Below are 24717 nucleotides of genomic sequence, written 5' to 3' on the forward strand. Positions count from 1 at the left end.
AAACTGGAATCCTCGTTCTAGCATTGAATATCCTCAAGTTAGTCTCCACCAGGAGAAGACGGCTTGAGAATCAAGAGTATGGAAATAAGGCACGAAACCAAAGTTCGGTTTCGTGCCTCATTTTTGTTCTACAGAGGCTAGTTATGTCACAGCCTCTTTACTTTATTTATTCTGTTGATTGGTTCGGTCGCAAACTCTCCGGCCGCTTCAGTAAGAACGCCATCAGGTAGGAGACAATCAGGAAACCAGACACAACCAGGTATGGCACGTGCGTGTTCCAGTCGAGGAGCATCCCCGACATGATTGGCCCAACAATGTTCCCGATACTAGTCAGAGACATGTTCAGCCCATTGATCAGACCTTGGTCGGATTCACTAGCCTTCGTCAGCAGCGTGGTAATCGCTGGCCGCAAGAGGTCGAACGCTGAGAAGATGACCAGCGTGGCAATCATGACTTCAATCTTAGTATGCGCCTGCGTAATCCAAATCGTACAGATGGCTGCCAAGAAGAAGCACATCCGGATGACCCGGCGCTCACCAAATTTGCTAACGAGCGTGTCAAACATAGCCACCTGCAGGAACAGGGAAATCAGTCCGTTTAACGTCAAAACCAACGCAATGTTGCTCAAACTAAAGTTAAATACTTCGTTTACGTAGATACTGTAGATACTTTCAAACCCTTGCAGGCCAAAGGAAGAGACCAGAATCATCGTAAATAAGATGATGATGGGCACCGTCCAAAACGCCCGGGTCATCGGATGAGCGGAAGGCTGCGCATCCACCGCTGGTTCTTCAACGACGCGGTTAGTTTCGACGTCATTTGGTAAGAGGCTAATCAAGACGATGGCACTGATCAGGCCTAACGCACCAGCCACCCAGAACGGCGTTTTGTAGCTGATACCGGCTAGAATCCCCCCGATACCAGGGCCCAAGATCAGACCCCCACTAAAGGCCGCCGACAGCCAGCCGATAACCTTGGCCCGTTGCCGTTTCGTGGTAATGTCGGACGCTAACGCCATGGCGGTTGGCACAACCATCGCGGCGGACAGCCCCCCAATCAGTCGGGAGATGTCGAAGACCCACAGGTAGTTGGTCAGGGCAAACAGGACTTCGGAGACCATGAATAAAATCAGGCCCGCCGTCAGGACTGGCTTCCGACCAATTTTGTCGGACAGTCGCCCAATCAGGGGTGACGCCACGAACTGGGCGAAGGCAAACAGGGCATTCATAATCCCCATGTCGGTTGCGGTTAAATGCAGCTCGGTCTTCAAGAATGGCATGACCGGTATGATCAAACTGATCCCTAAACACACTAAAAATTCACTAAAGATTAAGATAAAAATGGCCCGTTTCGTTTTTTTCGTCACGGTAGCTCACCCCTTCTCTGAGATTTTGACAACAATATTATAATAATAACAATATTTAATGACAGTTGTCTAATCTTACGCTCAAAGAATAACGGGCGCAACCTTTATTTTATGAATGTTTACAGCGCCTACCGGGTGGTGAAAATGAGATTGGAACGCGGCGGGCAGGACGTCCAGAGCCAAAGTACGGTCTCTGAACTCGATTTGAGCCTCAAAATTCGAATCTCAAAGTCGCCATTTGCTAGGCTCTGCCCAGCAAATCCCACGGCTGAACTCATTTTCACCACCCTCCCGGCTAACATTGATTTAGCCCAAGTATCCGATTGCCACCGTTTCTCTAGCCATTCTTATGACGTATTTCAAAGTGCAGTTGTCACCAATTCTATTGGTAGTCGGCGTACGAGACAAAGTCGTGTCCATTCACTTATCATTCAGAAAAAAATTAGCTTTTTCTAAGTTATCTAGCCGTTCCATTCCCCAGTGCCCTAGCCCAGCGTTGGTAATTTGCTGCGAAGACGCTGTCGCGGGCGTAGACCACGTCCAAGTCGTGTAACAGGTGGCCGGCCGGTAAAGGCAGAACCTTCAGCTGACCACTGGCCAACTCATCGGCTACGACCGAGCGGTAGACGAAGCTGATGCCCGCACCCCGTAACAACAATTGCCGGATGGCCGCTGGATTATTGACGGTGATCAACTGGCTGAACTCAGCTAACGTGACATTGGCCGCCTGAGCCAGACTGACCAGGATTTCCCGGCTGCCGGACCCCTCTTCCCGGACCAACAAGGGATATGCCGTGAGGTCGTGCCAGCTCACGGCCGACTGGTGGGCGACCGGTTGATCTGCGGCGATGACGCCAACGAAGGGTTCCTCCCGAACAATTTGATAGTCGTAACGGGTCTTGTCAAAGTTTCCTTCAATTAAGGCAAAATCGCTGGTCCCCTCGTCAATGGCCGTCAACGCCGCCTGGGTATTAGTCACCTGACAGGTCACTTGCCGGTAATCTGCCTGGTCTTGTAGCAACCGAATCAATTGCGGCGCGAGAAATTCACTCAGCGAAAGGGTCGTGCTAAAGGTGAGTTGCCGTTGGGCCTGCGGATGCTGGAGGCTGGCAACGACCTTTCCCGCCTGTACCTGCACCCGCTGCACAAAGGCGGCCAGCTCCTGCCCCGCCGGTGTGATGGTCAAATGCGGCCGCTCGTAGTGCACCAACTCAACGTTTAGTTCTGTCTCCAAACTCTTGATCTGTTGTGACACGGCCGGCTGCGTAATAAACAACTGCCGCGCCGTTTGCGTATACGATTTGGTCTGCACCAGGACCAGCAATGTTTGATAGCGATTATCTAACATTGGGACACCTCCAAGTTGTCTTTATTATAAGCTGAATTTATAGCGTTATTAAATATCCCAATTTTATCTTATAACGAGTTTCCAGTAAACTATTACTTGCTTAATAAGAACGACAATCCAGCTGAAACCAGCAATAGGATTGCATGAACGATAGCTAAATAATTGGCAACCGTGAGTGACCAGAGGCGGATCAAGGTGACCAGCTGTGTCGATGGCCTTAGCTGAGTGATTTTTCTCAGCTTAGACCATGGGGCGACCTTGGAGACTGGTGGCTTTCCAGGCTCCAAGGCGAGCTGGAGGACCGCCTCTTAGGCCGTAAGCGTCCCCCACAGCAGGGCACCTTGAATCCGCCGTCGGGAACGCACACTTGCAAAACATATTTGAGGAGGAGTTTCATTTGGATATTCGAGCAACTATGGCAACGCGCAGCTTCTGGGGTGCCGCTGGCCTAACACTAATCTGCGCCGTCGCCGGCAGTGAGCTGGCCCAACTGCATTACCTGAACTTAGTCGGTGCCCTAGTCATCGCCCTACTGCTGGGCATGGCGCTCCAACTGGCACCACGCGCGGTGAATGCCAATCGCGCCGGCATTGGGTTCATCAGTAATAAATTTCTGCGTTTAGGGATTATTCTCTTAGGGTTCAAATTGAACCTGATTCAACTCGCCCAAGCTGGCGTCAAGACGATTACCCTGGCCGCCGTCGTGGTTACCGGGATGGTGCTTCTGACCTACAACCTCAGCCGTAAGCTCGGCGTCGACCGGGAGTTGGCGATTCTCACCGCTACCGGGACCAGCATCTGTGGGGCCGCCGCAGTGATGGGCGTGTCACCGCAGATCAAGGTGAGCCCGGACAAGGCCGAACGGCAACGTGAAAACGAAGTTCTGGCCGTGGCCATCGTTGCCATTTTAGGAACGGTCTTTACGCTGATTGAAATCGGGTTGAAGCCCCTGCTCCACCTGACTGCCGTTCAATTTGGCGTCATGACGGGAGGCTCTCTGCACGAAATCGCCCACGCCGTTGCGGCTGGGAGCGCGGGCGGTCCGGTCAGTCTGGATACGGCCATCATTACCAAATTATCGCGAGTTCTGTTGCTGGCACCGGCTGCCCTCATCATTGGCTGGTGGTACCAGAAGCAAACGGCCGGCACCACGACCAATGACGGCCCAACCAAGCTGCCGATTCCTTGGTTCATGGCTGGCTTCCTGTTGACCAGCGTCATCGGTACCTGGATTCCATTGGGTGCCGCTACATTAGCTGCCTTGGTCAAATTGGCCTACATCTTCTTGGGCATGGCGATGGCTGCCCTCGGCATGAGCGTCAACTTCCGCGTTATTTTCCAGCGCGGGGGTAACGCCTTTCTCGCAGCCACGCTGTCGTCCGTCGTCCTCTTAACCGGTGTGACGATTGCCAGCAAATTATTCTTCTAGTCACTCTTTCAACCGACAACACAATTAAAGCGACGCCCACTAAATTGCGGGTGTCGCTTTTTTCATGAAGGCTGTTCCGCTATCACAGGGCTAACAAATGCTGGAACGTCCCACTGTCCCATAGGATGTACAGCCCAATCAGAATGTACACGGCAATCGTAATGTAGCGCCCTTCCTTTTCCAAAACGGCCGCTACCTTGGGCAAGCAGGCCAGCCGGTATCCAATTTCCCAGAAAATCACGACCATCACCGCAAACGTCAGCAAAATCAGCGGTATCGTGGCTGGCGCAACCGTGGTGAAGAGCGGCACATAAATGCCCACGTTATCCGCCCCACAGGTTGCCATGGTAATCAACGCGACACTGCCAATCAGGCGTTTCGGATCAGCTACCTTGGCCGCGATGGCGTCGGTGTCATCGTCATCCCCGGCCACCCAGAGCTTGATTCCCAAGAAAATTGGAATCAATCCCAGAAAGCCCAGTAGCCACGGTGCGGGCACGAAACCCAGGAAAAACGCGATGGCTAACGAGCTTCCCACCAGGACAATGGTCCCTAAAAAATCCCCGATTAGGACCAGCCAGCGGTCTTGGTGCTTTACGCGGCCGAAGATTACCATTAGAATAATTAAGTAGTCTAACCCGGTGGAGATGTACGCCGTCACCCCGGTTAAAATCGTCTTCATCATGAACCCCTCCCCTTACATATGTTATCTATGACATATGTTATCACGTTCATATGAAAGGAGCAAGCTTTTTCATGTCGGATATTACTGAAAACGTGCATTTAATTACAGAGCCCGCGCTGGGTGCATCTCAGGATATTTTTAAATTATTAAGCAATACGACGCGCCTACAAATCCTCTACTTACTGGAACAACGGGAACTCAACGTCAGCGAGCTCAGTACCTTGCTGGCAGCGGAACAATCCGTGGTCTCCCACCAGTTAGCCATGCTCAAAAAGGAACAGTTAGTGTCCTCGCGTCGGGTGGGCAAACAGAGTTTTTATCAACTCGATGACCCGCATATTTTAGATATCGTCAATGAAACCTTAGCGCACGTGGATCACGTATTGCGTGGGAAAACACATGGCCATTAAAACCGTTTGGAATGGACGTTCCAAACGGTTTTTGTTTGCGCTAGTTTATGCGGAACATCAGCTGTTCCAAGATTGTGGTTCCTTGAAACGTGCTACACGAGCCAGACTCCTGCGCTTAGCAAAAGAAAGAGCTCCTGATCGACGTTGTCGACCAGAAGCCCTTTCTTCGCTAATGCTCAGAGTCTAAGCGGCTCGCTCCGCACTCTCTACATCTTCATACCCATCTTCTCATAAGAACTCATCCCAGGCAGCTTCAAGTCCTTCACGTCAATCCCGCGTTCTTCTGCGACCGCATTCATTAACGTGTCCATATCCATCAGCTTGTACGTCTGTGGATGGTCTGGGTCGTAAGCCTCAATCTGCGCCATCATCCCACCATCTTCGTGTTCGATGATGTGACAATGATACATGTAGACCCCGGTGTGTTCGAACCAAACCTTGATTCGAACCGTTTCGCCTGGGTTGACGCCGACCGTATCCTTCAGCCCATGTTCGTTGGCGTATGGTTCGTGGCCGTTCCGTGACAGCACTAGGAACTGGGTCCCGTGCATGTGGAACGGGTGAACCATGCCGGCGTCCATGTCGTTGGTGTTGGTGACGTCCCACAGCTCAACGTTGCCGACCTTTTGCCGGGCGTCGATCCGTTGCATTTCAAATTTCTTGCCATCCATCATAACGGCTTCATCCATCCCGGACATCACGACCTTGCGGACTGGCGTATCAGGTGTCACGTCTGGATTTGGAATATCGACCAGGTGGTCTGGCAACTGGGTGTCGTCCGTTTCAAAATCGTGGACCCGGAAACGAACCAACGGCACATCATCGCTGTACAACGTGACGGTGTGGCCCGGGGTCACCTTGCCAAAGTCGACAATGATTTCGGCCCGTTCCGCACAGGTCAACATCAAGTGGGTGAATTCAACGGGTTCTGGCATCACGCCACCATCGGAAGCAATTTGCGTAAATGGCAGGTCATCGCTAAAGTGTAACCGCCATTCACGCCGGTTGGCACCGTCTAAAATCCGTAAGCGTAGCCGTTGCGTGGTGACATCAAAGTAAGGATTGATGGTCCCGTTGATCATGGCTGTTGGCCCTTGAACGCCATCTGGATCGTAGTCGGCTTCGTAATCCCACTGATTATCCTCGTGGAAACGGCGGTCTTGCAAAACCAACGGAATGTCATCGACCCCATAATTGTGTGGGAACGGCAACTTAGCTTCCGTTTCATCCGTGACCAGCGCTAAGCCAGCCAGGCCGTGCCAAACTTGTTCCGCCGTTGATGGGCACGGATGAGCGTGTAACCACAGCGTGGCGGCTGGTTGGTCAACCTTGAAATCAATGTGGCGGGTCTTCCCGGGATAAACGGGGGCGTGGCAACCGCCATCGGTATAAGGGCCGGGAACGTTCAACCCATGCCAGTGGAACGTGGTCAGTTCAGGCAATTCATTTTTCAAATCAATATGCATGGTCTTGCCCTTGGCAAAGACAACCGTTTGACCCAGTAAGGAGCCATTGTAGCCCCAGGTCTTGGTCTTCTTACCAGGCAACAACTGGGTTTCACCGGTCTGCGCAACGACCGTGTAATAAGTATCCGTCGGCGTTTCCTTATCCGGCTTCAACAGAGGTGGCACCCGCAATGGTTGTTGTGGCACATCGGGTTCCTCTAGTGGCACATAGCCCCCATCATGCGTGTTATAAGCTGTTTCATCAAAGAAATAATCAGTATGGATTGATTTTGTCATTTTTCGGACTCCTCTTCGATTATTTAAGCAGATGTATCTGCTTCAATGATACCGCATTCACGAAAGAAGAAAAAGTCTCCACTCACGACCTTTCCCCCCCGAGAAACCGTCGACAAATGAAAAAGCACCCAGACCAGTTCCGTCTAGGTGCTTCATTCGTGTCATTAAATTTATTATAAAAGGTAATTTCAAAGGAACATGCCATCAGTTCAGTTCTCTAAGCTATCCAGTTTTTCACAACTGAAATAACTGGAACAAGCGACTGACCCGGAACGTTAGCCGGAGGTGGTTAAGTCTGCTTACACCATAGACATTGCTACGTCGAATCAAACAACTGGAACAAGCAGCTGAACGGTAATGGTAGCCGGAGGTGAGTAGCTATGGAATCCCGTGTCGATGGTGTTAGGTCGGTTTCTTCGACCTTACAGCATGGGACGTCCGCAAGACTCACGTTTTTGGTGAGGCTTGCGGGCGAGGCTGAAGACCGCTTTTCGGCTTCAGTCGTGCCCCACGGGCTGGAATAGCTACTCACCGCAGGCGGCAACCACTTACCGGTCAGTCCGGGCGCGGAGGGCGTAGAGGATGGTGACCGTATCCACCACTTCCTGGAACACCGCCCCAATGATGGCTGGAATGACCCCGAAACTAGCAATCAGCATCAGGACCGTACAGATGATAATCCCAATCATCACGGCTTGTTTCGCGACTCGCATGGTATCGTGGGCAATTGCCCGGGCCATGCTGACCCGCGTCAAGTCATCCTTCAGGACAACGGCATCGGCAGATTCACTGGCCGCAGTGGCTCCGTGCGCCCCCATGGCAATGCCAACATCGGCGGTCGCCAGGGATGGCGCGTCGTTGATACCGTCACCGACCATGGCAACCGGCCGGTGTTCCGCAGGTAGGTCCGCCAGCACCTGAATCTTATCCGCTGGCAAACACTCGGCGTGAATTTGGTCGATACCGACCTCACCCGCAATCTGTTTGGCAATCGGTTCGCGGTCCCCGGAAATCATGAGAAGGTTGCCGACGCCCAGGTGATGCAGGTCGTTCATGGTCTGGGCCGCTTCCGGCCGGACCTGGTCACTGAAGCTCACGTACCCTTGATAGACTCCGGCAGCGGACACATAAACCGCCGTCTGATCTGGCTTCTTGATAGGCTCATCGCTCACAAAGGACGCCTTCCCGGCCCGGACAACTTGGCCGTTGATGGTGGCGACAACTCCCTGTGCCGTGGTTTCCTTCACATCTGTCGCGACCAAGAGCGGTTCGGTATTCGCGGCCACTAAGGATTGCGCCAGCACGTGACCCGAATGTTGTTCCGCACTCGCTGCCAGTTGCAGGAGTGTTTCAGTTGGAACGGCCGTCACCGGCACGACCTTATCGACCACCAATTTTCCTTGGGTGATGGTCCCGGTCTTATCAAACGCAAACGTTTTGACCTGCGCCAATTTTTCTAGCGTGGTCCCCGTCTTGACGATGATTCCGTTTCGGCTGGCCCGGCTCATCCCTGAAATCAGGGCAATCGGCGCCGCCAGAATCAGGGGACACGGTGAAGCCACAACTAACACTTCCGCCAACCGAACTGGGTCGCCGGACAGGTACCAGGCAATCCCCGCAATCACGTAAGCCAGCAAGGTAAACGGCACGGCATAACGGTCGGCCATCCGTACGAACTTGGCTGGTTGTGACTCGGCTTGCTTAACCAACCGCACAATGTTTTGGTACTGACTGTTATCGGCGGTCTGGTCGGCAATCAGATAGACCGAGGCCTCCCCGTTAACACTCCCGGACATGACGGTGTCACCGGCCTGTTTATCAATGGGGCGGGCTTCACCAGTCAGTGAGGATTCGTTGACCGTGGTTGGACCCGTCTCTAGCGTCCCATCGACGGGCATGACTTCGCCGGGCTTGACCAACAACCGGTCACCCACGACGACCGTCTGGATGGCAACGTCCGTAATCGTGTCGCCATCCGCCTTGTGCGCCGACTGGGGCGAATTGTTAAGGAGTTCCTGCAACTCACTGTTGGCTCGCCGCGCGGCAAAGTCTTCCAGCGCGTCACCCCCGGTCAGCATCAGGAGGACGATCAAGGCCGCCCAGTATTCGCCAACCGCCAACGTGGCAACAACCGCCGTAATCGCGAGCAGGTCCACCCCAAATTTTCCTGACCGCAACGTCTTAACCATTTCAACGAACATCATTAAAGCCAGCAAAATACCCAATCCGGTAATCAGAATTTGTGCATAACCCGCCTGGTGATTCACAAATTGGAGCCATAACGCAATGACCCCTAGAATGATAACGAACCAGAATTGTTTGTACTGACGTAGTTGTTGCATAAAATCCCCTCCCCATTGATTTGTTTGTAACTTGAGTATAGCAGAGCTTGTGACTTTTGCCACACTTGATGAGTCAGTATTTTAGCCGCTGAACTAACTGAACGGTCAACCGTTGACCGCAACAAAAAAGTGAGACCCGCCCAACGGCAAGTCTCACATCAATGACTCAGTTAACTTAGAAATGCCGACGAATCACAGCACCGCCAAGCGTTGCCAAGAAGACCGTTGCACCGAGGAGACTGGCAATATTGCCATTAGCATCCTTGGTTTGAGGTAACTTGGTGTTGGCACTAGCATGGTGCATGGTCGTTGTCGTGCCTGGCGTCTGCGTTGCGGTCGCCTTGGACACTGCTGGTTTGGCAGCTGCGGCTTTGGCTGCGGCAGCCTTCTTAGCAGCGGCTTTTTTGGCAGCAGCTTTCTTCTTGGCCTTAGCAGCTTCTTTGGCTGCTTCTTCCTTCTCTTCTGCTTCCTTTTCTTCTTGCTCGCGGGCTTCTTCTTCCTCGTCCGTTTCGGTACCGCCATCGACATCAATGGTCCCGGTGTCTTCGTCCTCGTCCTCTTCGTCAGTTTCGTTCACGTCACCGCTCCCGGAACCACTATTCCCCGTAGAAGAGGAGACTTTACCGTTGGCTTCTTCCGAGTTCTTCCCACCGGAATTGCCGCCGCCCCAGGTCATCACGGCATTATTACGGAACTTGTAGCCGGAATGGATCAGTGAAGGATCGGTCACCTTGGTGTAGTAGTCAATCGTGACCAAATTATTCACGGTATTGTTAAATTTCAAATCAAAACCCTTGTCCGTGTAGGTCACATCGTAATCCGTGCCCTCCGTCATGGCTGGTTTTTCACGAGTATAGCTCGTGTTGGTGTTCCAGTGAGCGTTGCTGACGGTAACACCCTTGATCAGTTCTTGGTTATCACCAATCGTGTCTTTGATGTCCAGGTTCTGCATTTCAATTTCACGCCGGTCAACTAAAATCGTCCACTTGATGGTCCCATCGTCTTGCAGGACCCCCTTCTTGGACATGTTGGCGTCGTTTTCGACGATGTTGATTTGCGAGGTACTGCTGCCGTTATTCTCCAATGGGAAAACAACGTCCTTCTCACCAGAATCATCGTAACGGTACTTGGTGGCCAGATTCAACGTTAATTTTGCATTCGTCTTGCCCTCAAGCGCATCGTTCATGGTGATGACTACGCCCGTGTCGGACACGACGGCCTTACCGATGACCTGGCCGGTTTCATCCGTCACGTCAAAGGTATCTCCTGGTGTCTTCCCCTTTAAATTCTCGGGAAAGTCCAGGGTGATGGTGTCCCCACTATGTATTGGTGTGTTGCCAAAGTTCAGCTTGTACTGAATGTCAATCGTATCAGCATGCTTGAAGTCTGGTCCGTTCGTGACACTAGCCGCGGTGGTAAAATCAGCCCCGTTGTGTGTGGCCGCCTTAGCTGGTGTCGCAGTTTGGCTGACAACTAACACAAAGACTAAACTAAGTAGTCCAATTAGTAGTCGCCAAACTTTACTGTTTTTACTCAAAAAAATCCCCTCCCATAACTTTTACGTAGTTTGAGTATACGCGTCTCACCGGACACTTGGCAATAGTCCCTAGCCAGGTTGCCTTAAATGATAGGTTGCATTCAAAAAGCGCCCCCGAAAGTAACTCTCGAGCGCGCTCCGACCCCTAGCAGATTCGGGTGCCTAACGTTTGCATTTCTTTCTTCAAATCTAAGTCGGATTTTTCTTCGGCCGTGTAGGTGATCATCCCAACGGCACTGTCGAGGATTCCCGTGTCATCGCGTAAGGAAAGTTGGTTGAAGACGCGGTCCAGAATCAAGCCGTTGTTCAGGTACAGTTCCGTGTCAGCGTTGGTCCACAGATTTAGACCGGCGTCATTTTCAACGGGAATGCTGTACTTGGGGTCCGGTTGGGTCAAGGCCACGAACTGGAACTTGTCGCCAATGGCACAGCTCCCGCCTAAGGTGGAGTACTGGTTGGATCCGTCATCCAGCGTTAATAAGAGCACCGTCTCCGGCTGAACATTGTCGGCTAAATACGTTTTGGCCGCATCTTTAATTGAAATTTTCATCATTAAATCCTTCTTTCCAGGTCCTGGTTAAAATGACCGTGTTTCTGGGATTATCCGTTCTCAGCAGTCGGCTTTTGTTTTGTTAAAACAATTTCATTGTGCACAATCATTTATACACCCAGTTCGCCTGAAAGTAAACGATTTTGCTTACAAATAGGCAGTGTCAAAATGGAAGACCCCTGATTCTTACACAAGCCCAAAAAGTCGCCAACCACCGATGAACTCGGCAGTTGACGACTTTTACGGTTAGGACATTAACTTTCAAAACTCCGTTTGACCATGGCAATCAACTCGTCTTCCGACAGGTTGAGCTTCTTGGCCTCGCTGGTGAAACCCGCCACGTAGCGTTCCGAGAACTCTGACCGACGCTTCTCGCGGATCATGCTCTCAGCTGCCGGCGTGACAAACATCCCCAGCCCCCGGCGTTTTTCAATCATCCCCGCCGTGACTAGGCGGTTCATGCCCTTCAAGGCAGTCGCCGGATTAATATGAAATTCTTTGGACATTTCAGTCGTCGACGGGACCTGTTCACCTGCCTGGTAAATACCGGTAAAGATGGCATCTTCCATCTGCTCGGCCACCTGCAGGTAAATCGGTTCCGGACTATCAAAGTTAAAATTCATACAATTTCCCACATTCTTTTGACGTGCATTTCGTCACTAGTCGTTCGGTGCTTGTGGCAACACGATGCGCCAGTACAGGGCCAGCGTGATGAGGTAATAAATGGCGTACAGCCCGATGAAAATCAGGAAGGTACTGCCAATTCCCAGATAGGGACTCATCGGCGCGGCCATCAGTGGCTTAAACATTTGTAGCCCGAACAAAACATCGATTACTCCCATGATACCAGGAATCAGGAATAAAATCCCAATTTCTTTTGCAATACCGTGGCGCATCAAGCTTTGACGCACGCCGACCTTGTACAGCATCCGGTAACGCCGTTGGTCGCCGGGAGCCCCAGAGAGGATCTTAAACATCAAGCAGGACGCCAGCATGGCCAGGAACGCGATTCCCAAGAAGTACCCAATGAATTCCAGTCCCCCGAAGAAGGCCAACATCATTTCATAGTTCTGGTAATTGCCGACCGTCATGGTACCCGGTTGGCTGAAGCGCGCCGTTTCCAGCTTGTTCAATTTTTTCAATGCTGGGAGGTCCTGTTGCAGGTTCTTGACCCGCACTGTGGTGACCATGACCACGGTGCCGGATTGTTTCGCAAACTGCTTGGCCGTCAAGATCTTCGGTGCGTAGGCGCCCACCTTGCCCAGGGCTAAACTGAGAAAGTCTAGATCACTGATACCGGACTTTTTGAATTTCGTCAAGGATTCCGTGTACAGCTTCTGGTCATTCATGTTGCCAGAATTGCTGTGCGCCCGCAGTTCAACGGGCGTTGCCGTCAATTCACTGGCGTTGTAGTACACCGTCTTGCCCTGGCGCTTTTGCGTATAGGTCGCCTGATGGGCAATGTGCAACTGGTCGATCAATTTCTGCTCACGCGCCGTTTTATCATGCACGGCAACCGTGTACGTGCCAATCTTCTCGGCCATCATCGGCAATTGGCGGTGATACCCGGAGCCGACGGTGATTGCGCCCAAAGCCATGGCAAAGAGCAACGACACAATCGTCAACATCCGCGTATAATTGTGGACCCGGAAGTTTAACTGACCTAATAGGAAGCCGTTCAAGTGTTTCTTAGCCCAACCCGTGTGACGTAACGCCCGAATTACCATTAAAATGGTTGCCCGGAACAACAGGTAGGTCCCCAACGTAATCGTCACCAGGCCAATTGGAATCGCTAATAACTGAAGTGCCTTGATGTCAGCCAGTGCCCAGTAGCCGGCAGCCAGTAAGCCGATGCCCAGCACGCCTTGGACCATTTGCCGCAACGGCTTGACCTTCGGCTGGTTGGCCAATTCATCACTGTGTAACAATTTCAAAACAGTGGTCCGCGTCAGCTTGATCAGGTTAAACAGGGACGCCAGAATGAACAACCCCACGTAGAGCACGCCCGTGGCCACGATGGCTGGCACGTAGACCGCCGTCAAATGGCTCAGGTGTAGCCCCAACATATTTAGCAGGAAGCCCACTAAGAATTTGCTCATCAATAGTCCTAAGACCAAACCAATCGCCGTCGCAAGGGTTCCCAGAATCAACGTTTCCAAGAAGACGAGTTCCCCAACTCGTTTGCGCGTGGCCCCGAGCATCATGAACAGCCCGTAGTCGTGTTGCCGCATGCTCAGCAGGAAACTGTTGGCATACATGATGTAGACCACGGTGATCAGAATCAACAGGACCGCCCCGAAGCCAAAAATCACGTTGGCGGAGGAGATGGCGGCGTTGGCCTTCAGAAAGGCCTGGTTCGTCGCCAGGTTGGCGAACATGTAAAAGATGGCGGCCGACATGGTCAGTCCTGCCAGCAAGACCAGATAGTCTCGCCGCCGGTTCTTAATCCCGGCTAAAGCTAATTTTCCTAACATCGTGCGTCCCCCTACTCGTTAAACGTGCCTAATTCGTTCAAAATCCCCTGATAAAAGGTACTCCGGTCCTGGTCGCCGCGGCGTAACTCAGAGCCAATCTGCCCGTCCTTGATGAACAGGATACGTTGGCAGAAGCTAGCTGAGAACGGATCGTGGGTCACCAAGAGGACGGACATCTTTTGTTGTTCATTGATGGTCGTCAATAGATCCAACAATTCCCGTGCGCTGGTCGAATCCAACGCCCCGGTCGGTTCATCCCCCATTAAAATGGCGGGATGGTGAACGATGGCCCGGGCAGCGGCGACCCGTTGTTTCTGGCCCCCGGAGAGTTCAGCGGGGTATTTCTGCAACAGATCCGCAATCGACAGCGTCTCAGCCACCTCATGAATCGCCTGATCCATTACTTTGGATGGCGTCCCCTTCAAGGCCAGTGGCAGGCCGATATTTTCTTCAGCCGTTAAGCTTTCCAACAGATTGAAGTCTTGGAAAATAAAGCCGACTTCTTGTGCCCGAAAATCTGCGAGCTGGTTACCGCGCATCTTAGTGACGTCATGGCCGTTGACCACCACGTCCCCCTTGGTTGGCGTGTCTAGTGTGGACAGCATGTTCAGCAGCGTTGTCTTCCCGGAACCGGACGCCCCCATGATGCCGACGAATTCCCCGGAATCGACGGTGAAGTTCAATCCTTTCAAGGCGGTGTACTGCCGTTCGTTTGCTTTGCCATACGTTTTTTCTAGGCCACTGACGCTGACCACTGTGTTTGTTGTCATGTTAAGTTCCCCCACTCATTAGTTTGTTGGTTAGTTACTTGTGTAATTAACTATAACGGTTCTTGGAAAATTGTCAACATTTTTTAAAAACAGATTGGCAAAATCAGCGCCTTGCCGGGCGGCCAAAATGAGACCGGTCCGCTGAGGGAAGGACGCCGGAAGCCTGAGATACGGTCTTCCAGCTTGCTTTGAACCGAAGCCCACGTTTCAAAGTCACCATTCTCTGAAAATCACAGAGAATCCCACAGCTAGGCTCATTTTGTCCGCCCTATCGGCTGATGTTGCACAATCCAATAAAAATACCAAATTCCAAGAGCAACCATTCTGGTTTACACTATCCCCACTGCCAACTAAGCAGTAAACCGCCTACTTCAACTGCCCGTACAAGACCCTCCAGCCAACCCCGTCGCCACAGCTGGCTCCGTCCTGGCCTCCTCCGGCTACGTTGGTCCACAATTGCGACGAAATTTAATGCAGAGACAAACTTCTTGCAACCGCTTGGTTAATGTTAAAGAAGCCACCACCAACTAATCTGCAAAAAAAATTAGCCCAAGAGCCACCACACTCGCGCGGGCAAAACCAGACTTAGTCGCAGGGTTGGGAAAACTGGGCCGGTCGTGGGAGTGACCAGAGGCGCGCCAAGGTGCCCGGCTGTGTCGATGATCTTAGCTGAGCGATTTCCTCAGCTTAGAGCATGGGACAACCTTTGAGACCGCTTTTCGGCTCAAAGTTGAGGTGGAAGCCCGCTTCACAGGCTGGAACCGGCCCCACAGCAGGGCGCCTTGAGCTCGCCGCCGGGAACGGACGCGACTAGGCCCAGTTTTCACCAGCCCGGAGGCGAATACAAAGACAAGTGTCCACCCGCAACCAAGTGCTGGAAGGCTCTCACGCGAATTTTTGGTAAAAGTCGTGTACACTAGTACCTGTAAGCTTTTATTCTATAATTAAAGGAGTTTTTCCGATGAAACAACTGCAATTAGGCGGGACCGACTGGCAAGCGTCAGCCGTTGCCCTGGGAATCATGCGCATGTCGACGCTCTCCGTTGACGATGCCGTTAAAGCTTTACAAGCTGCGCACGAAGCTGGCATTACCTACATTGACTCCGCCGACATTTATGGCGATGGTCAATCCGAAAAGATTTTCAAGGAAGCGCTGGCTAAGTCCGGTCTCTCCCGCGATGATTTCTACATCCAATCCAAGGGTGGTATCGTGTTGGATCAAAGTCGCAGCCATGATGGCTTAGTCTTTGGCCAACGTTACGACTTCTCCAAGCAACACTTGTTGGATTCTGTCGATGGCATTTTGGAACGGATGGGGCTGGATTACCTGGACGCCTTCTTACTTCACCGGCCAGACCCACTGATGGACCCCGCAGAAATTGCGGACGCCTTCAACACCCTGCAACGGGCTGGCAAGGTTCGTCACTTTGGGGTTTCCAACTTCAACGTGCAACAATACCTGATGGTTCAGGAAGCCGTTGACCAGAAGCTGATGTTCAACCAACTACAATTTGGTGCCGCACATGCCCAAATGGTGACGGAAGGTCTGCGCGTCAACATGGACGATGCCCCAGCCGTGACCGACGGTGGGTTACTTGAATTTTCACGGCGTAAGCACGTCACGATTCAAGCTTGGTCACCTTTCCAATACGGTCTGTTCGAAGGCATGTTCATCAACGATCCTAAGTATCCTGAACTGAACGCCAAGCTCCAAGAACTCGCTGACAAGTATGGCGTTTCCAAGAACGGTATCGCCACGGCCTGGATTCTCCGGCACCCAGCCAACATTCAAGTCTTGCTGGGAACCATGAACCCTGACCACATCAAGGATAGCGCGGCCGGTGCCGACGTTAACTTGACCAAGCAGGAATGGTACGACATCTACTTTGCTGCCGGTAACTACCTGCCATAAACTTATTTTTAAACCCGTAAATTTAATTTCGACTGAGAAAGACGACGCTATCCCTGGGACTCTAAGGGATTCAGCGTCGCCTTTTTCATTGCCCAAAATTTTTGGCAAAAAGGGTTGTCATTTTAAAAAATGGTGGTAAACTGAAGTTGTTCTTGAGGGCGAGTAAGTACTCGCTCGAAGATTTGGAAAGGGGATTATAATCATGTTTACCACTATTTTTTGGATTCTTGCTATTTGGTTAGTTGTTAACGGTGTTTGGACTTGCTTTGCAACGGATAACCAGGAGTTGATGAAATGGTTCGGTTGGATCAACGTGATTGCGATCATCCTAGGATTCTGGGTATTCTACGGTGCTGCTAGCGTGGCCGTTCTGGTCGGCTGGTTCACCGCAGTTAACTGGGTCAACGTGGTCCTAGCCATCATCCAGTTAGTCCTGGCTTACCGCAAAGTCGGGTCAACCCACAACGCTTAGATTTTCCGTTTCACCCCTGACGACACAAAGAGCCGGACTGTCCTGGACACAGACAGACCGGCTCTTTTGCTCTAGTATTCCTGCTTTCTACGGGTTACACTGGTTGTGTTAGTACCGTTTCTGACGGCGGGTTCAAGGTTAGCGGCTATGGGGCCCGGCTCCAGCCTGAAAAGCGGTCTCCCGACTCGACTTGAAGCCGACAAAATCATCGTCTCCAAGGTCGACCCATGCTCTAACCTGAGAAAAAACCTCAGGCAAGACCATCGACACAGCTGCCAACCTTGCCCTGCCTCTGGTCACTAATACTGTGCACCCCAGTTTCACCCGAGGATGATTTCTTCATCTTTCGGTTTGACATGTACGCAGAGTGTCATCACACAGCCATTCTAAACTCGGGGTGTCAGGCGTAAACTAGGCTGCAGATACTCATAACGACAGCACATTACCGATTAAATCTACTGCTACCGTTAGCCGCAGGACTGGTGAAAATGGGCTCAGCCGTGGGAGTTGCCTTGGCGGGTTCCCGCTTAGGCAACTGCTATCTTTGAGACGTGGTTTTCGGCTCAAAGTAAGCCTGAAGACCGCCCTTTGGCTTCAGACGTGCGCCCACAGCGTCACGGCCCATTTTCACCAGCCCGGAGGCAAATACAAAGACAGTTTTAATCGTAAACAAATTTGACTCAACCAAAGGTGGTATTTTCATGTCAAATAAGAAAATTTTGGACGAATTCCCTGACGTCATTCAGGCCAACGAAGACCTGACGCAAAAACAAAAAGACGTGCTGATTGCCAGCATCCGTCTTTTTGCCGAACAGGGTTACGCCAATACGAGTACGCGCCAGATTGCTGAAGCCGCGCACCAGTCCGAAGGGACCATGTTTAAACATTTTAAATCCAAGGCCAATATCTTGCGGGCGGCCCTGGAGCCCATCATTCACGAAATCATCCCCGACGTCGAGGCCGAGTTCAAACGGGAAACGCTGACGCACCCCGCCGCCAATCTCCATGAGTTTCTGGACTTCTTCGTCCGTAACCGCATGGCGTTCGCGGCGAATAACCAGGATGCCATCAAAGTTTTCTTCAGTGAGCTCCTTTACAACGAAACGTTGCGGACCGAATTCATTGAGACCGCTCGCCAAGAATTGATTGCCGCGTTCAAAGATACCATTCTGTTGTTACAAAAAAACAAAATCATCATCGACTGGCCGTTTAACGAAATCTTTCGTTACATGATTGCCGTCGTTGTCGGCTACGTCCTGGATCGGTACGTCCTCTTCCCCAATCGGGCGTGGGACGATGACGTTGAAGCCGGCTATTTAGTCGCCGAACTGGAAAAAGTTTTACAGCCCTAGTCGTTGGGTCTTCCAGTTTTTTATGGGTTTCTGCTGCGGGCAGGAACCTTTTTTCGTTTACATATTATTAAATATATAATAGCCCAAACGGCCATAAATTTGTCAGTCAGTGTCAGTGACCAGAAGTGGGCCAAGGTTCCCCGCTGTGTCGATGGTCTTAGCTGAGTGGTTTGTTCTCAGCTTAGACCATGGGTCGACCTTTGAGACCGATTCTCGGCTCAAAGTCGAGGTGGAGGACCGCCTCTCAGGCCGGAACCGCCCCCATAGCGGGGAACCTTGAGCCCACCGTCGGGAACGGAAACGCAAATCGATAAATTTAAGGCGCGTCTTGGAGCCGCCACTCCAGCACCCCTTGGTATTTGCCCGCGAGCGTATCACTATTCACGAGCATATGTGGCCCTTGATCCGCCTGCCAACTCCCACTCACGCTGGTCTGTTCCGAGTCACTCGCTGTCGTCTTTTCCGCAACCAGCACCGCGGCCTGGCTCTGATCACCCACCGGCTGTTCTTCATGACCTCGCATGAAAATCACATGGCCCCGTAATAGCTGGCCAGAAGCAGTCCGGAACGGTGTCTGCTGTTGCACGAATAATTTCCACCGCCGCTGCGGTCCCCGCTCATCCAACACGGTTAGCCGCCAGCCCGACTTGCGTTGAATGTGTTGTGCTGTTCCAGTCAAGGTCGTGGTTGCGAAGTCTGCTTCAGGGGATACCTCCGTAAAGCCTAATGTTCCGGGGCCCCGCGTCAAAGTGACCTGAATTTCATTGGAATGGACCTGCGCATCCGCCTTGTCTTCTGCCTGCAGAGTCAGCTGATTGTCTCCTGACTTGAGGAGCGCCGATTTCACAGTTAGTTGCGTCGTACCGACTGGTTGTCCCGCGACTAATTGACCGGCTAAATCAGTCATGGAAACGGTCTGGCCATTCAGCTTAGCTCGTAATCGATACCCCGCCAACTCGTCCACCGCAAAGGGCTCGCCGTTGTTGGTCAGCTGAACCCGTACCTTCGCATCCTCATGATGGCCGAGCTGTTGCGTGGCATCGCCTAAATTGGCCAACTTCAGTTGCACGCCCGCCTGAATCCGATAGCTGGGTAACGGCAACTGCGTTTGGTAATTGGGGCCGTAAAAGCGCGCTGTCACAGCCGGAACAGTCGTTTCATGACTCACCGCCGGGACTGTTCCAGTCGCTGAAACGGTCACCCGGTTGCGGCTTTTATCCAGTGTTTCCTTCCAGGACTTTCTAACCTCAGGTTGATTTAATTCAGCCAGACTAAACGGTTCGCTAATGGGATTCTGATCATAACTGACCCCACCTACCGTCCAGGTCAATGGTTGCGGCAATGGTAGATTCATCGTCAACGGCTGAATATCCTGATTGCTGGTCGCGGCATCATAATCAAATTGATACTGATAGCGCACCTGATCACCCACGGCCACCCGTCCGCCAGCCGGGACCGGCTGTTTGGTCGTCAAATTGTAGAGCGTGGCGTGCGGGGTGATTTTTCCTAGACTGTCGGAACTATCAACCATTGCCAGGGCATTTTCACTATTATCAGGATTAGTCGACCCGGTGATGCCCCAATAAACATTGCCGTTATCTGCCGTCGCACCTAGTTTACTAGGCTCTACGCTCACCGTATCCTGAACGACATCTAGTCCACCCCGTGCCATTCCGGTCACCGGATCACGATCATTGTAGTGGTAGGTCATTTGTTTTTTATCCGCTTGCCAGTCTAAGGTCAAATGATGCCACTGACCATCCGCAAAGTTCGTCACCATCTTAGGCTGTTTGTGATTCATACTAAAGTAGGATTGCCTGTCACTTCCTAATTTGCGATAAGTGGCTACTTCCCCCGGATAGCCACTGGCGATGTGCATGCCAGAATTGACGGACGCATCGAGATCAAATGAATCACTCTTTCCAACCGTAGTAGTACGATTAACGTGGGTATCAAATTCCAACGCCCAGCTTTGTTTAATCGCAGTTTTCGTAACCAAATCAACACCCAGCCCGTTGCGGTCATTCCCCCACACGCCTAAAGACTCACCGGCCCCCGCAACCGCCCGGCCTTCTCTCTCCGAGTTTTGCAACACAAAGGCCATGCCTGACCCAGGCATATTCAGCTTAGCAACTTCATCACCCTTATTGCCGAAATACAGCCACAACGCGATATGCTCATTCACATTCATATTAAACTGATTATTCGTCCGGGCTAGCCCCGTCTTAGACCAAATAGCTCCTGCCTGGACAAACTTCGAATCAGGATTGTCACGGGTAATCTGGGCAACTGAAGATGGCACTAAAGGTGAATCAATCAACTTCGTAAAATTGTCTTCTCCCGCCATCGAAAATAAATTATCCAACGGAACTCCCTGTGGCGCCGTTGCCAACGCGTGGTCTAAGTCCGCATTGGCCTGACCACTTATCATCGGAAATAGTAGGCTTAACCCCACTACCATCCCCATCAACCACCGTTTCATGTCATCCTCCCCCTAGTCCGATTCCAAATAAGTATAAGCCTATTAACCAACATAATTTGGATTATACAGGATGAGATAGTTCATGACAATCAATGTTAACTTTTATAATTATTTAAATATAACGTCACTTATAAAAACAGTTTCACGCCAGTTTCTTCGCGACTGCCATTACAAATTTGGCGGTTTAATTCTTTAACACCACAGCTAATAACGGCCCCAATTTTCTCCGGGCCATTGCGCCAGCAGCACGCGCAAAAAACCAGCGTCAATCTTATCCCACAAGATTGGCGCTGGTTTTAATTGTTTTGCTTATTTTTTAGTATTCGTTAAACTTGTGAATCAATCGTTTCACTGGTCGGGCTAACCGAATCAGTAACAGCGTTAACCCAATACTCAAGGCCACCATGCCGGCACCGAACAGCGGCGTCCAGCCCAACCCAAATTGACTTGTGACCTGACCACCGATACCGGAGCCCAACGCGATTCCCACGTTGAACGCAGAAATATTGAGGGCCGAGGCCATGGTGATGTCGTTCGGCGTTTGCTTTTCTGCCAGCTGAACAATGTATAGCTGCAGGCCGGGCACGTTCATGAAGGCAAAGAAGCCCATCACTAACACGGTCAGTAAGCCCAACCATTGGTTATTAGCGGTAAACGTCAAGACTAATAACGTCACGAATAGCCCCGTGAACATTTTCAACAGCGCTGCCAGTGGCTTCGCGTTGGCCCAGCGGCCGCCTAAGGTATTGCCAATGGCCACCATCAAGCCGTACACGACCAGAATGATCACGACGGCACCAGCCGACCACCCCATTTTTTGTTCCAAAAGTGGGGACAGGTAGGTATAAGCCACGAACGTGCCGCCATAACCTAAGGCCGTCACTAACAGGGCCACCAAGATTTGGGGGTTGCCGAGCACGCGGAGAATTCCCCGGGCCGTCGCCTTACTTGGCAATGGCAGGTTGCGCGGCACCAACACGTAGTCGGCCACCAAGCCAATCAACCCAATGGCACTGATGAAGATGAAGGACCAGCGCCAGCCACCTAATTGGCCGATCATGGTTCCCAGCGGCACACCGGTCACCGTGGCCACCGTCAAACCGGTAAACATCACGGCGATTGCCGACGCCCGTTTAGAAGGGGCCACCACGTCCGCCGCAATCACGGAAGCGACGGTCATGAAGATGCCGTGCGCCAAGGCCGCGATTACCCGTCCCGCCAGGAGAACGATGAAGGCGGGCGCAAAGGCGGCGACTAAATTACCTAGGATAAATAACAACATAATAATGATCATCAACGTGTGTCGGTTGATTTGGCCAGTCAGGAGCGTCATCAGCGGGGCCCCAATCATGATGCCCAACGCGTAAACGGACACCGTTAACCCGGCTTGGGCGATACTAATGTGGAAACTTTGAATCAGCAGGGGCATTAACCCTACGCTGATAAATTCGGTTGAGCCAATGGCGAATGCGCTGATAGCCAGCGCCAATAACGTCATGGCTGGTGAAATTTTCTTAGTCATAATGACCTCCTCGTTTTTCGTTTGCTAACGTAATAAATAATGATTATACTGGTTAGTAACCGGAGAACAAGAACCGACTTTAAAGTGCCCTACCCACCAAAAGGTAACTATTAGACAGGAGGCCGTTTGACATGCCCACAAAAACTTATCATATTGGTGTCGAAGCTACGATGGAGATCATCGGTGGCAAATGGAAATCCATTATTCTGTGCCACCTCCGCCATCAAACCATGCGCACCAGCGAACTTGCTCGCGCCATTCCACAGATTTCGCAAAAGATGTTGACGCAACAACTGCGCGAATTGGAAAATGCGGACATCGTTGCCCGCCACGTTTACAAGCAGGTGCCGCCCAAGGTTGAGTATTCATTGACCGACTACGGCGAATCGCTGTCGGGAATTCTTCACGAGCTGTGCGTGTGGGGCGAGGACAATATCGACCGGCGCGAGGCTGCGGGCGAAGAGATCACCCTGCTCAGCCGCGACGACGTTTAGGGCTAACCGGATTTTTCCGCCTTACCGGGCGGCACAAATGGACCGGGACGCTGTGGGCGGACGCCCGAAGCCTTAGAGCGGTCTTCAGGCTTACTTTGAGCCGTAGATCACGTCTCAAAGATACTAGTTCTCTAAGCGGTGAACCGCTAAGAGAACTCCCACGGCTGAGTCCATTTGTGCCGCCCTCACGGCTTACATCCACTTAGCCCTGAACGTCCCACGGCTGTATGGCCGATTACTTTTTCAATATAATCGTTTCAACATTCAGCTCATAGGATTCAAATCAACCGCAACAAAAAATAAAAGCACACAAAATTCGACCAATTTCAGACGAATTTTGTGTGCTTTTTCAATCAGCAGAATCTTTATACACCAGCATTTCCACTCATTTCTCAACACTTCCTAAACCGATTCTAAGAAATTCACAGTTTAAGCTTATTCCGCCCTCAAGATGATTGGGCGTCCCGGATGGTATAACTAATACATCGAAAGCGATACGCCAAACCAACAAACCGAGGAGTGAGTAACATGAATAAAATTAAATCAATGATGACTAAAGTAATGTTAGGTGCCATGACCGTGACGACCCTGATGGCAACGTCCGCCGGGGCTTCCGCGGCGACCACCCAGGTGTCAACCCCCGCGCCCGCCGTTGCGGAAACATCCATCAGTTTGAAACAACAGGCACAACCCGCGATTCAACCCATGACCATCAAGCTTCACAAGCACGTGACGTCCAGCCAAATTTCTAGCCAAGTCCAAACGGCCGTTGATGCCAGCGCGTTAAACCTGGATCAACAACACCACGACAGCCAACTGAAATAAGTCCACTGAACTAGTCCGCTACGGCCAGTTTCCCCCAAACACTGACGCGCACGACTACCCCAATTCCCCCCTTAACCGGTTAGCCTCCTCCAAACACTAACCGATCCCTCAAAAACGACTCACCATCCCTCAGGTGAGTTTCCCCAATTGAACCGCGACCTTAACCGTGGTTCCCCCCCAACAGAATAGACAACAAACCCGACTGGTAGATTGCGCCAGTCGGGTTTGTTGGTGTTTATTGATTTTTTTGTCGTTCCCGGGTCAGGATGTCGCCAATCAGCCGGGCCAGCGTGACTTCTTTCATCTGCGCTTCCGCGGCCGCTTGGACCTCCGCGTAGGCCACTCGCAGCGTATCCTGGATGTTGCCACCCACGATGCAGTGCGGATTGGTTTTATCGTCCACGTGTAATAGATTGCCGTCGTCTTCCACGGCGCGATAGACGTCTAGCAAATTAATTTCAGCCGGGTCGCGGGCTAACTTAGGCGTCGCGGACCCCTGTTGGGTGGCTAACAGGCCGCCCCGCCTTAGTGCGCCCATCAACCGCCGTACCAGAGCGGGATTGGACTCCACGCTGGATGCGATGGCCGCACTGGATAAATCGCCATCATGACAAATATCAATGTATGCCAAAATATGAACAGCATCACTCAATTTATGCGAATAACGCACGAACAAGCCCCCTTCTGGATTTTCTCGGCACTTATTGATGGGGTGCGTAAATGGATTGGCTCGCCCATCAGTTATTTTACCTAGACAATAAGCTTGAATATTAATTAATCACCCACATATGTCTAACGTCCATTTTAAGTTTCATGCAACCATTTCGCCACTTATTGGCTTAGCCTAACAACGCCTTACCGGTCGGCAAAAATGATTCGGAACGCTGGGGCGGACGCCAATGTTTCCGATCTCACGGCTCATGTTGGTTTAAACCCGATTTGGCAATTTTACTTCACCATTTTTAGTCATTCTTAGAACAAAAAGCACTTACCTTTTACCAGCGT

General features: G+C 51.7%; 20 protein-coding genes. 7 read left to right on the top strand and 13 right to left on the bottom strand.

Going from position 1 to position 24717, the window contains the following annotated elements; all coding sequences use genetic code 11:
• Positions 1-166: 166 nt before the first annotated feature.
• Positions 167-1366, bottom strand: coding sequence for an MFS transporter (locus tag JUF22_RS00005; protein ID WP_203642224.1), 1200 nt, complete (start codon positions 1364-1366; stop codon positions 167-169).
• A 457-nt stretch (positions 1367-1823) separates the two neighbouring features.
• Positions 1824-2714: a LysR family transcriptional regulator gene (locus JUF22_RS00010; protein ID WP_203642226.1), complete on the bottom strand. Its 891-nt coding sequence runs from the start codon at positions 2712-2714 to the stop codon at positions 1824-1826.
• Positions 2715-3129: 415 nt separating this feature from the next.
• Between JUF22_RS00010 and JUF22_RS00015 the strand changes: the two genes are divergently transcribed.
• A complete protein-coding gene (locus JUF22_RS00015; RefSeq protein ID WP_203642800.1) occupies positions 3130-4143 on the top strand; it encodes a YeiH family protein in 1014 nt (337 codons plus the stop codon).
• Between the two features lie 82 nt (positions 4144-4225).
• On the opposite strand, the gene JUF22_RS00020 is transcribed toward JUF22_RS00015, so the two are convergent.
• Entirely contained in the window at positions 4226-4828 is a 603-nt protein-coding gene (locus JUF22_RS00020) for a cadmium resistance transporter (RefSeq protein ID WP_203642228.1), read from the bottom strand.
• Positions 4829-4899: 71 nt separating this feature from the next.
• Between JUF22_RS00020 and JUF22_RS00025 the strand changes: the two genes are divergently transcribed.
• Positions 4900-5238 (top strand): ArsR/SmtB family transcription factor, encoded by a 339-nt coding sequence (locus tag JUF22_RS00025; RefSeq protein ID WP_203642230.1) that lies wholly within the window; start codon positions 4900-4902, stop codon positions 5236-5238.
• Positions 5239-5444: 206 nt separating this feature from the next.
• Here JUF22_RS00025 and JUF22_RS00030 read toward each other — a convergent pair whose 3' ends face one another.
• The 7 genes from JUF22_RS00030 to JUF22_RS00060 all read right to left on the bottom strand — a co-directional run bounded on the left by JUF22_RS00030 (position 5445) and on the right by JUF22_RS00060 (position 14653).
• Complete coding sequence (locus JUF22_RS00030) at positions 5445-6980, bottom strand: multicopper oxidase family protein (protein ID WP_203642237.1); 1536 nt, start codon at positions 6978-6980, stop codon at positions 5445-5447.
• 548 nt (positions 6981-7528) lie between these two features.
• Entirely contained in the window at positions 7529-9322 is a 1794-nt protein-coding gene (locus JUF22_RS00035) for a heavy metal translocating P-type ATPase (protein WP_203642238.1), read from the bottom strand.
• Between the two features lie 175 nt (positions 9323-9497).
• Positions 9498-10859: a collagen binding domain-containing protein gene (locus JUF22_RS00040; protein ID WP_203642239.1), complete on the bottom strand. Its 1362-nt coding sequence runs from the start codon at positions 10857-10859 to the stop codon at positions 9498-9500.
• Positions 10860-11004: 145 nt separating this feature from the next.
• Complete coding sequence (locus JUF22_RS00045; protein WP_203642240.1) at positions 11005-11409, bottom strand: iron-sulfur cluster biosynthesis family protein; 405 nt, start codon at positions 11407-11409, stop codon at positions 11005-11007.
• A 254-nt stretch (positions 11410-11663) separates the two neighbouring features.
• On the bottom strand, positions 11664-12032 hold the full coding sequence (locus JUF22_RS00050; RefSeq protein ID WP_203642241.1) for a GntR family transcriptional regulator: 369 nt from the start codon (positions 12030-12032) through the stop codon (positions 11664-11666).
• A 36-nt stretch (positions 12033-12068) separates the two neighbouring features.
• Positions 12069-13883, bottom strand: a complete 1815-nt coding sequence (locus JUF22_RS00055; protein ID WP_203642242.1) for an FtsX-like permease family protein — start codon at positions 13881-13883, stop codon at positions 12069-12071.
• 11 nt (positions 13884-13894) lie between these two features.
• Positions 13895-14653, bottom strand: coding sequence for an ABC transporter ATP-binding protein (locus JUF22_RS00060; protein WP_203642243.1), 759 nt, complete (start codon positions 14651-14653; stop codon positions 13895-13897).
• A gap of 961 nt (positions 14654-15614) precedes the next feature.
• On the opposite strand from JUF22_RS00060, the gene JUF22_RS00065 reads away from it, so the two are divergent.
• The 3 genes from JUF22_RS00065 (at position 15615) to JUF22_RS00075 (ending at position 18389) form a co-directional block, all read left to right on the top strand.
• Complete coding sequence (locus JUF22_RS00065) at positions 15615-16565, top strand: aldo/keto reductase (RefSeq protein ID WP_203642244.1); 951 nt, start codon at positions 15615-15617, stop codon at positions 16563-16565.
• Positions 16566-16767: 202 nt separating this feature from the next.
• On the top strand, positions 16768-17037 hold the full coding sequence (locus JUF22_RS00070) for a hypothetical protein (protein ID WP_125764715.1): 270 nt from the start codon (positions 16768-16770) through the stop codon (positions 17035-17037).
• A 701-nt stretch (positions 17038-17738) separates the two neighbouring features.
• Complete coding sequence (locus JUF22_RS00075) at positions 17739-18389, top strand: TetR/AcrR family transcriptional regulator (RefSeq protein WP_125764713.1); 651 nt, start codon at positions 17739-17741, stop codon at positions 18387-18389.
• Positions 18390-18705: 316 nt separating this feature from the next.
• Here JUF22_RS00075 and JUF22_RS00080 read toward each other — a convergent pair whose 3' ends face one another.
• Positions 18706-20871: a lectin-like domain-containing protein gene (locus tag JUF22_RS00080; RefSeq protein ID WP_203642245.1), complete on the bottom strand. Its 2166-nt coding sequence runs from the start codon at positions 20869-20871 to the stop codon at positions 18706-18708.
• 316 nt (positions 20872-21187) lie between these two features.
• Positions 21188-22393 carry an MFS transporter gene (locus JUF22_RS00085; protein ID WP_203642246.1) on the bottom strand — a complete coding sequence of 402 codons (1206 nt, stop codon included), beginning with the start codon at positions 22391-22393 and terminating at the stop codon, positions 21188-21190.
• 131 nt (positions 22394-22524) lie between these two features.
• Between JUF22_RS00085 and JUF22_RS00090 the strand changes: the two genes are divergently transcribed.
• Positions 22525-22887 carry a winged helix-turn-helix transcriptional regulator gene (locus JUF22_RS00090; protein ID WP_125764707.1) on the top strand — a complete coding sequence of 121 codons (363 nt, stop codon included), beginning with the start codon at positions 22525-22527 and terminating at the stop codon, positions 22885-22887.
• 528 nt (positions 22888-23415) lie between these two features.
• The gene (locus JUF22_RS00095; RefSeq protein WP_203642248.1) at positions 23416-23712 is read left to right on the top strand and encodes a hypothetical protein; all 297 of its coding nucleotides are present in this window, start codon (positions 23416-23418) and stop codon (positions 23710-23712) included.
• Between the two features lie 235 nt (positions 23713-23947).
• Here the strand turns inward: JUF22_RS00095 and JUF22_RS00100 are convergent, their stop codons facing one another.
• The gene (locus JUF22_RS00100) at positions 23948-24382 is read right to left on the bottom strand and encodes an Rrf2 family transcriptional regulator (protein ID WP_203642250.1); all 435 of its coding nucleotides are present in this window, start codon (positions 24380-24382) and stop codon (positions 23948-23950) included.
• Positions 24383-24717: the final 335 nt, after the last annotated feature.

The sequence above is a fragment of the Levilactobacillus lanxiensis genome, assembly GCF_016861655.1.
Classification (GTDB): domain Bacteria; phylum Bacillota; class Bacilli; order Lactobacillales; family Lactobacillaceae; genus Levilactobacillus; species Levilactobacillus lanxiensis.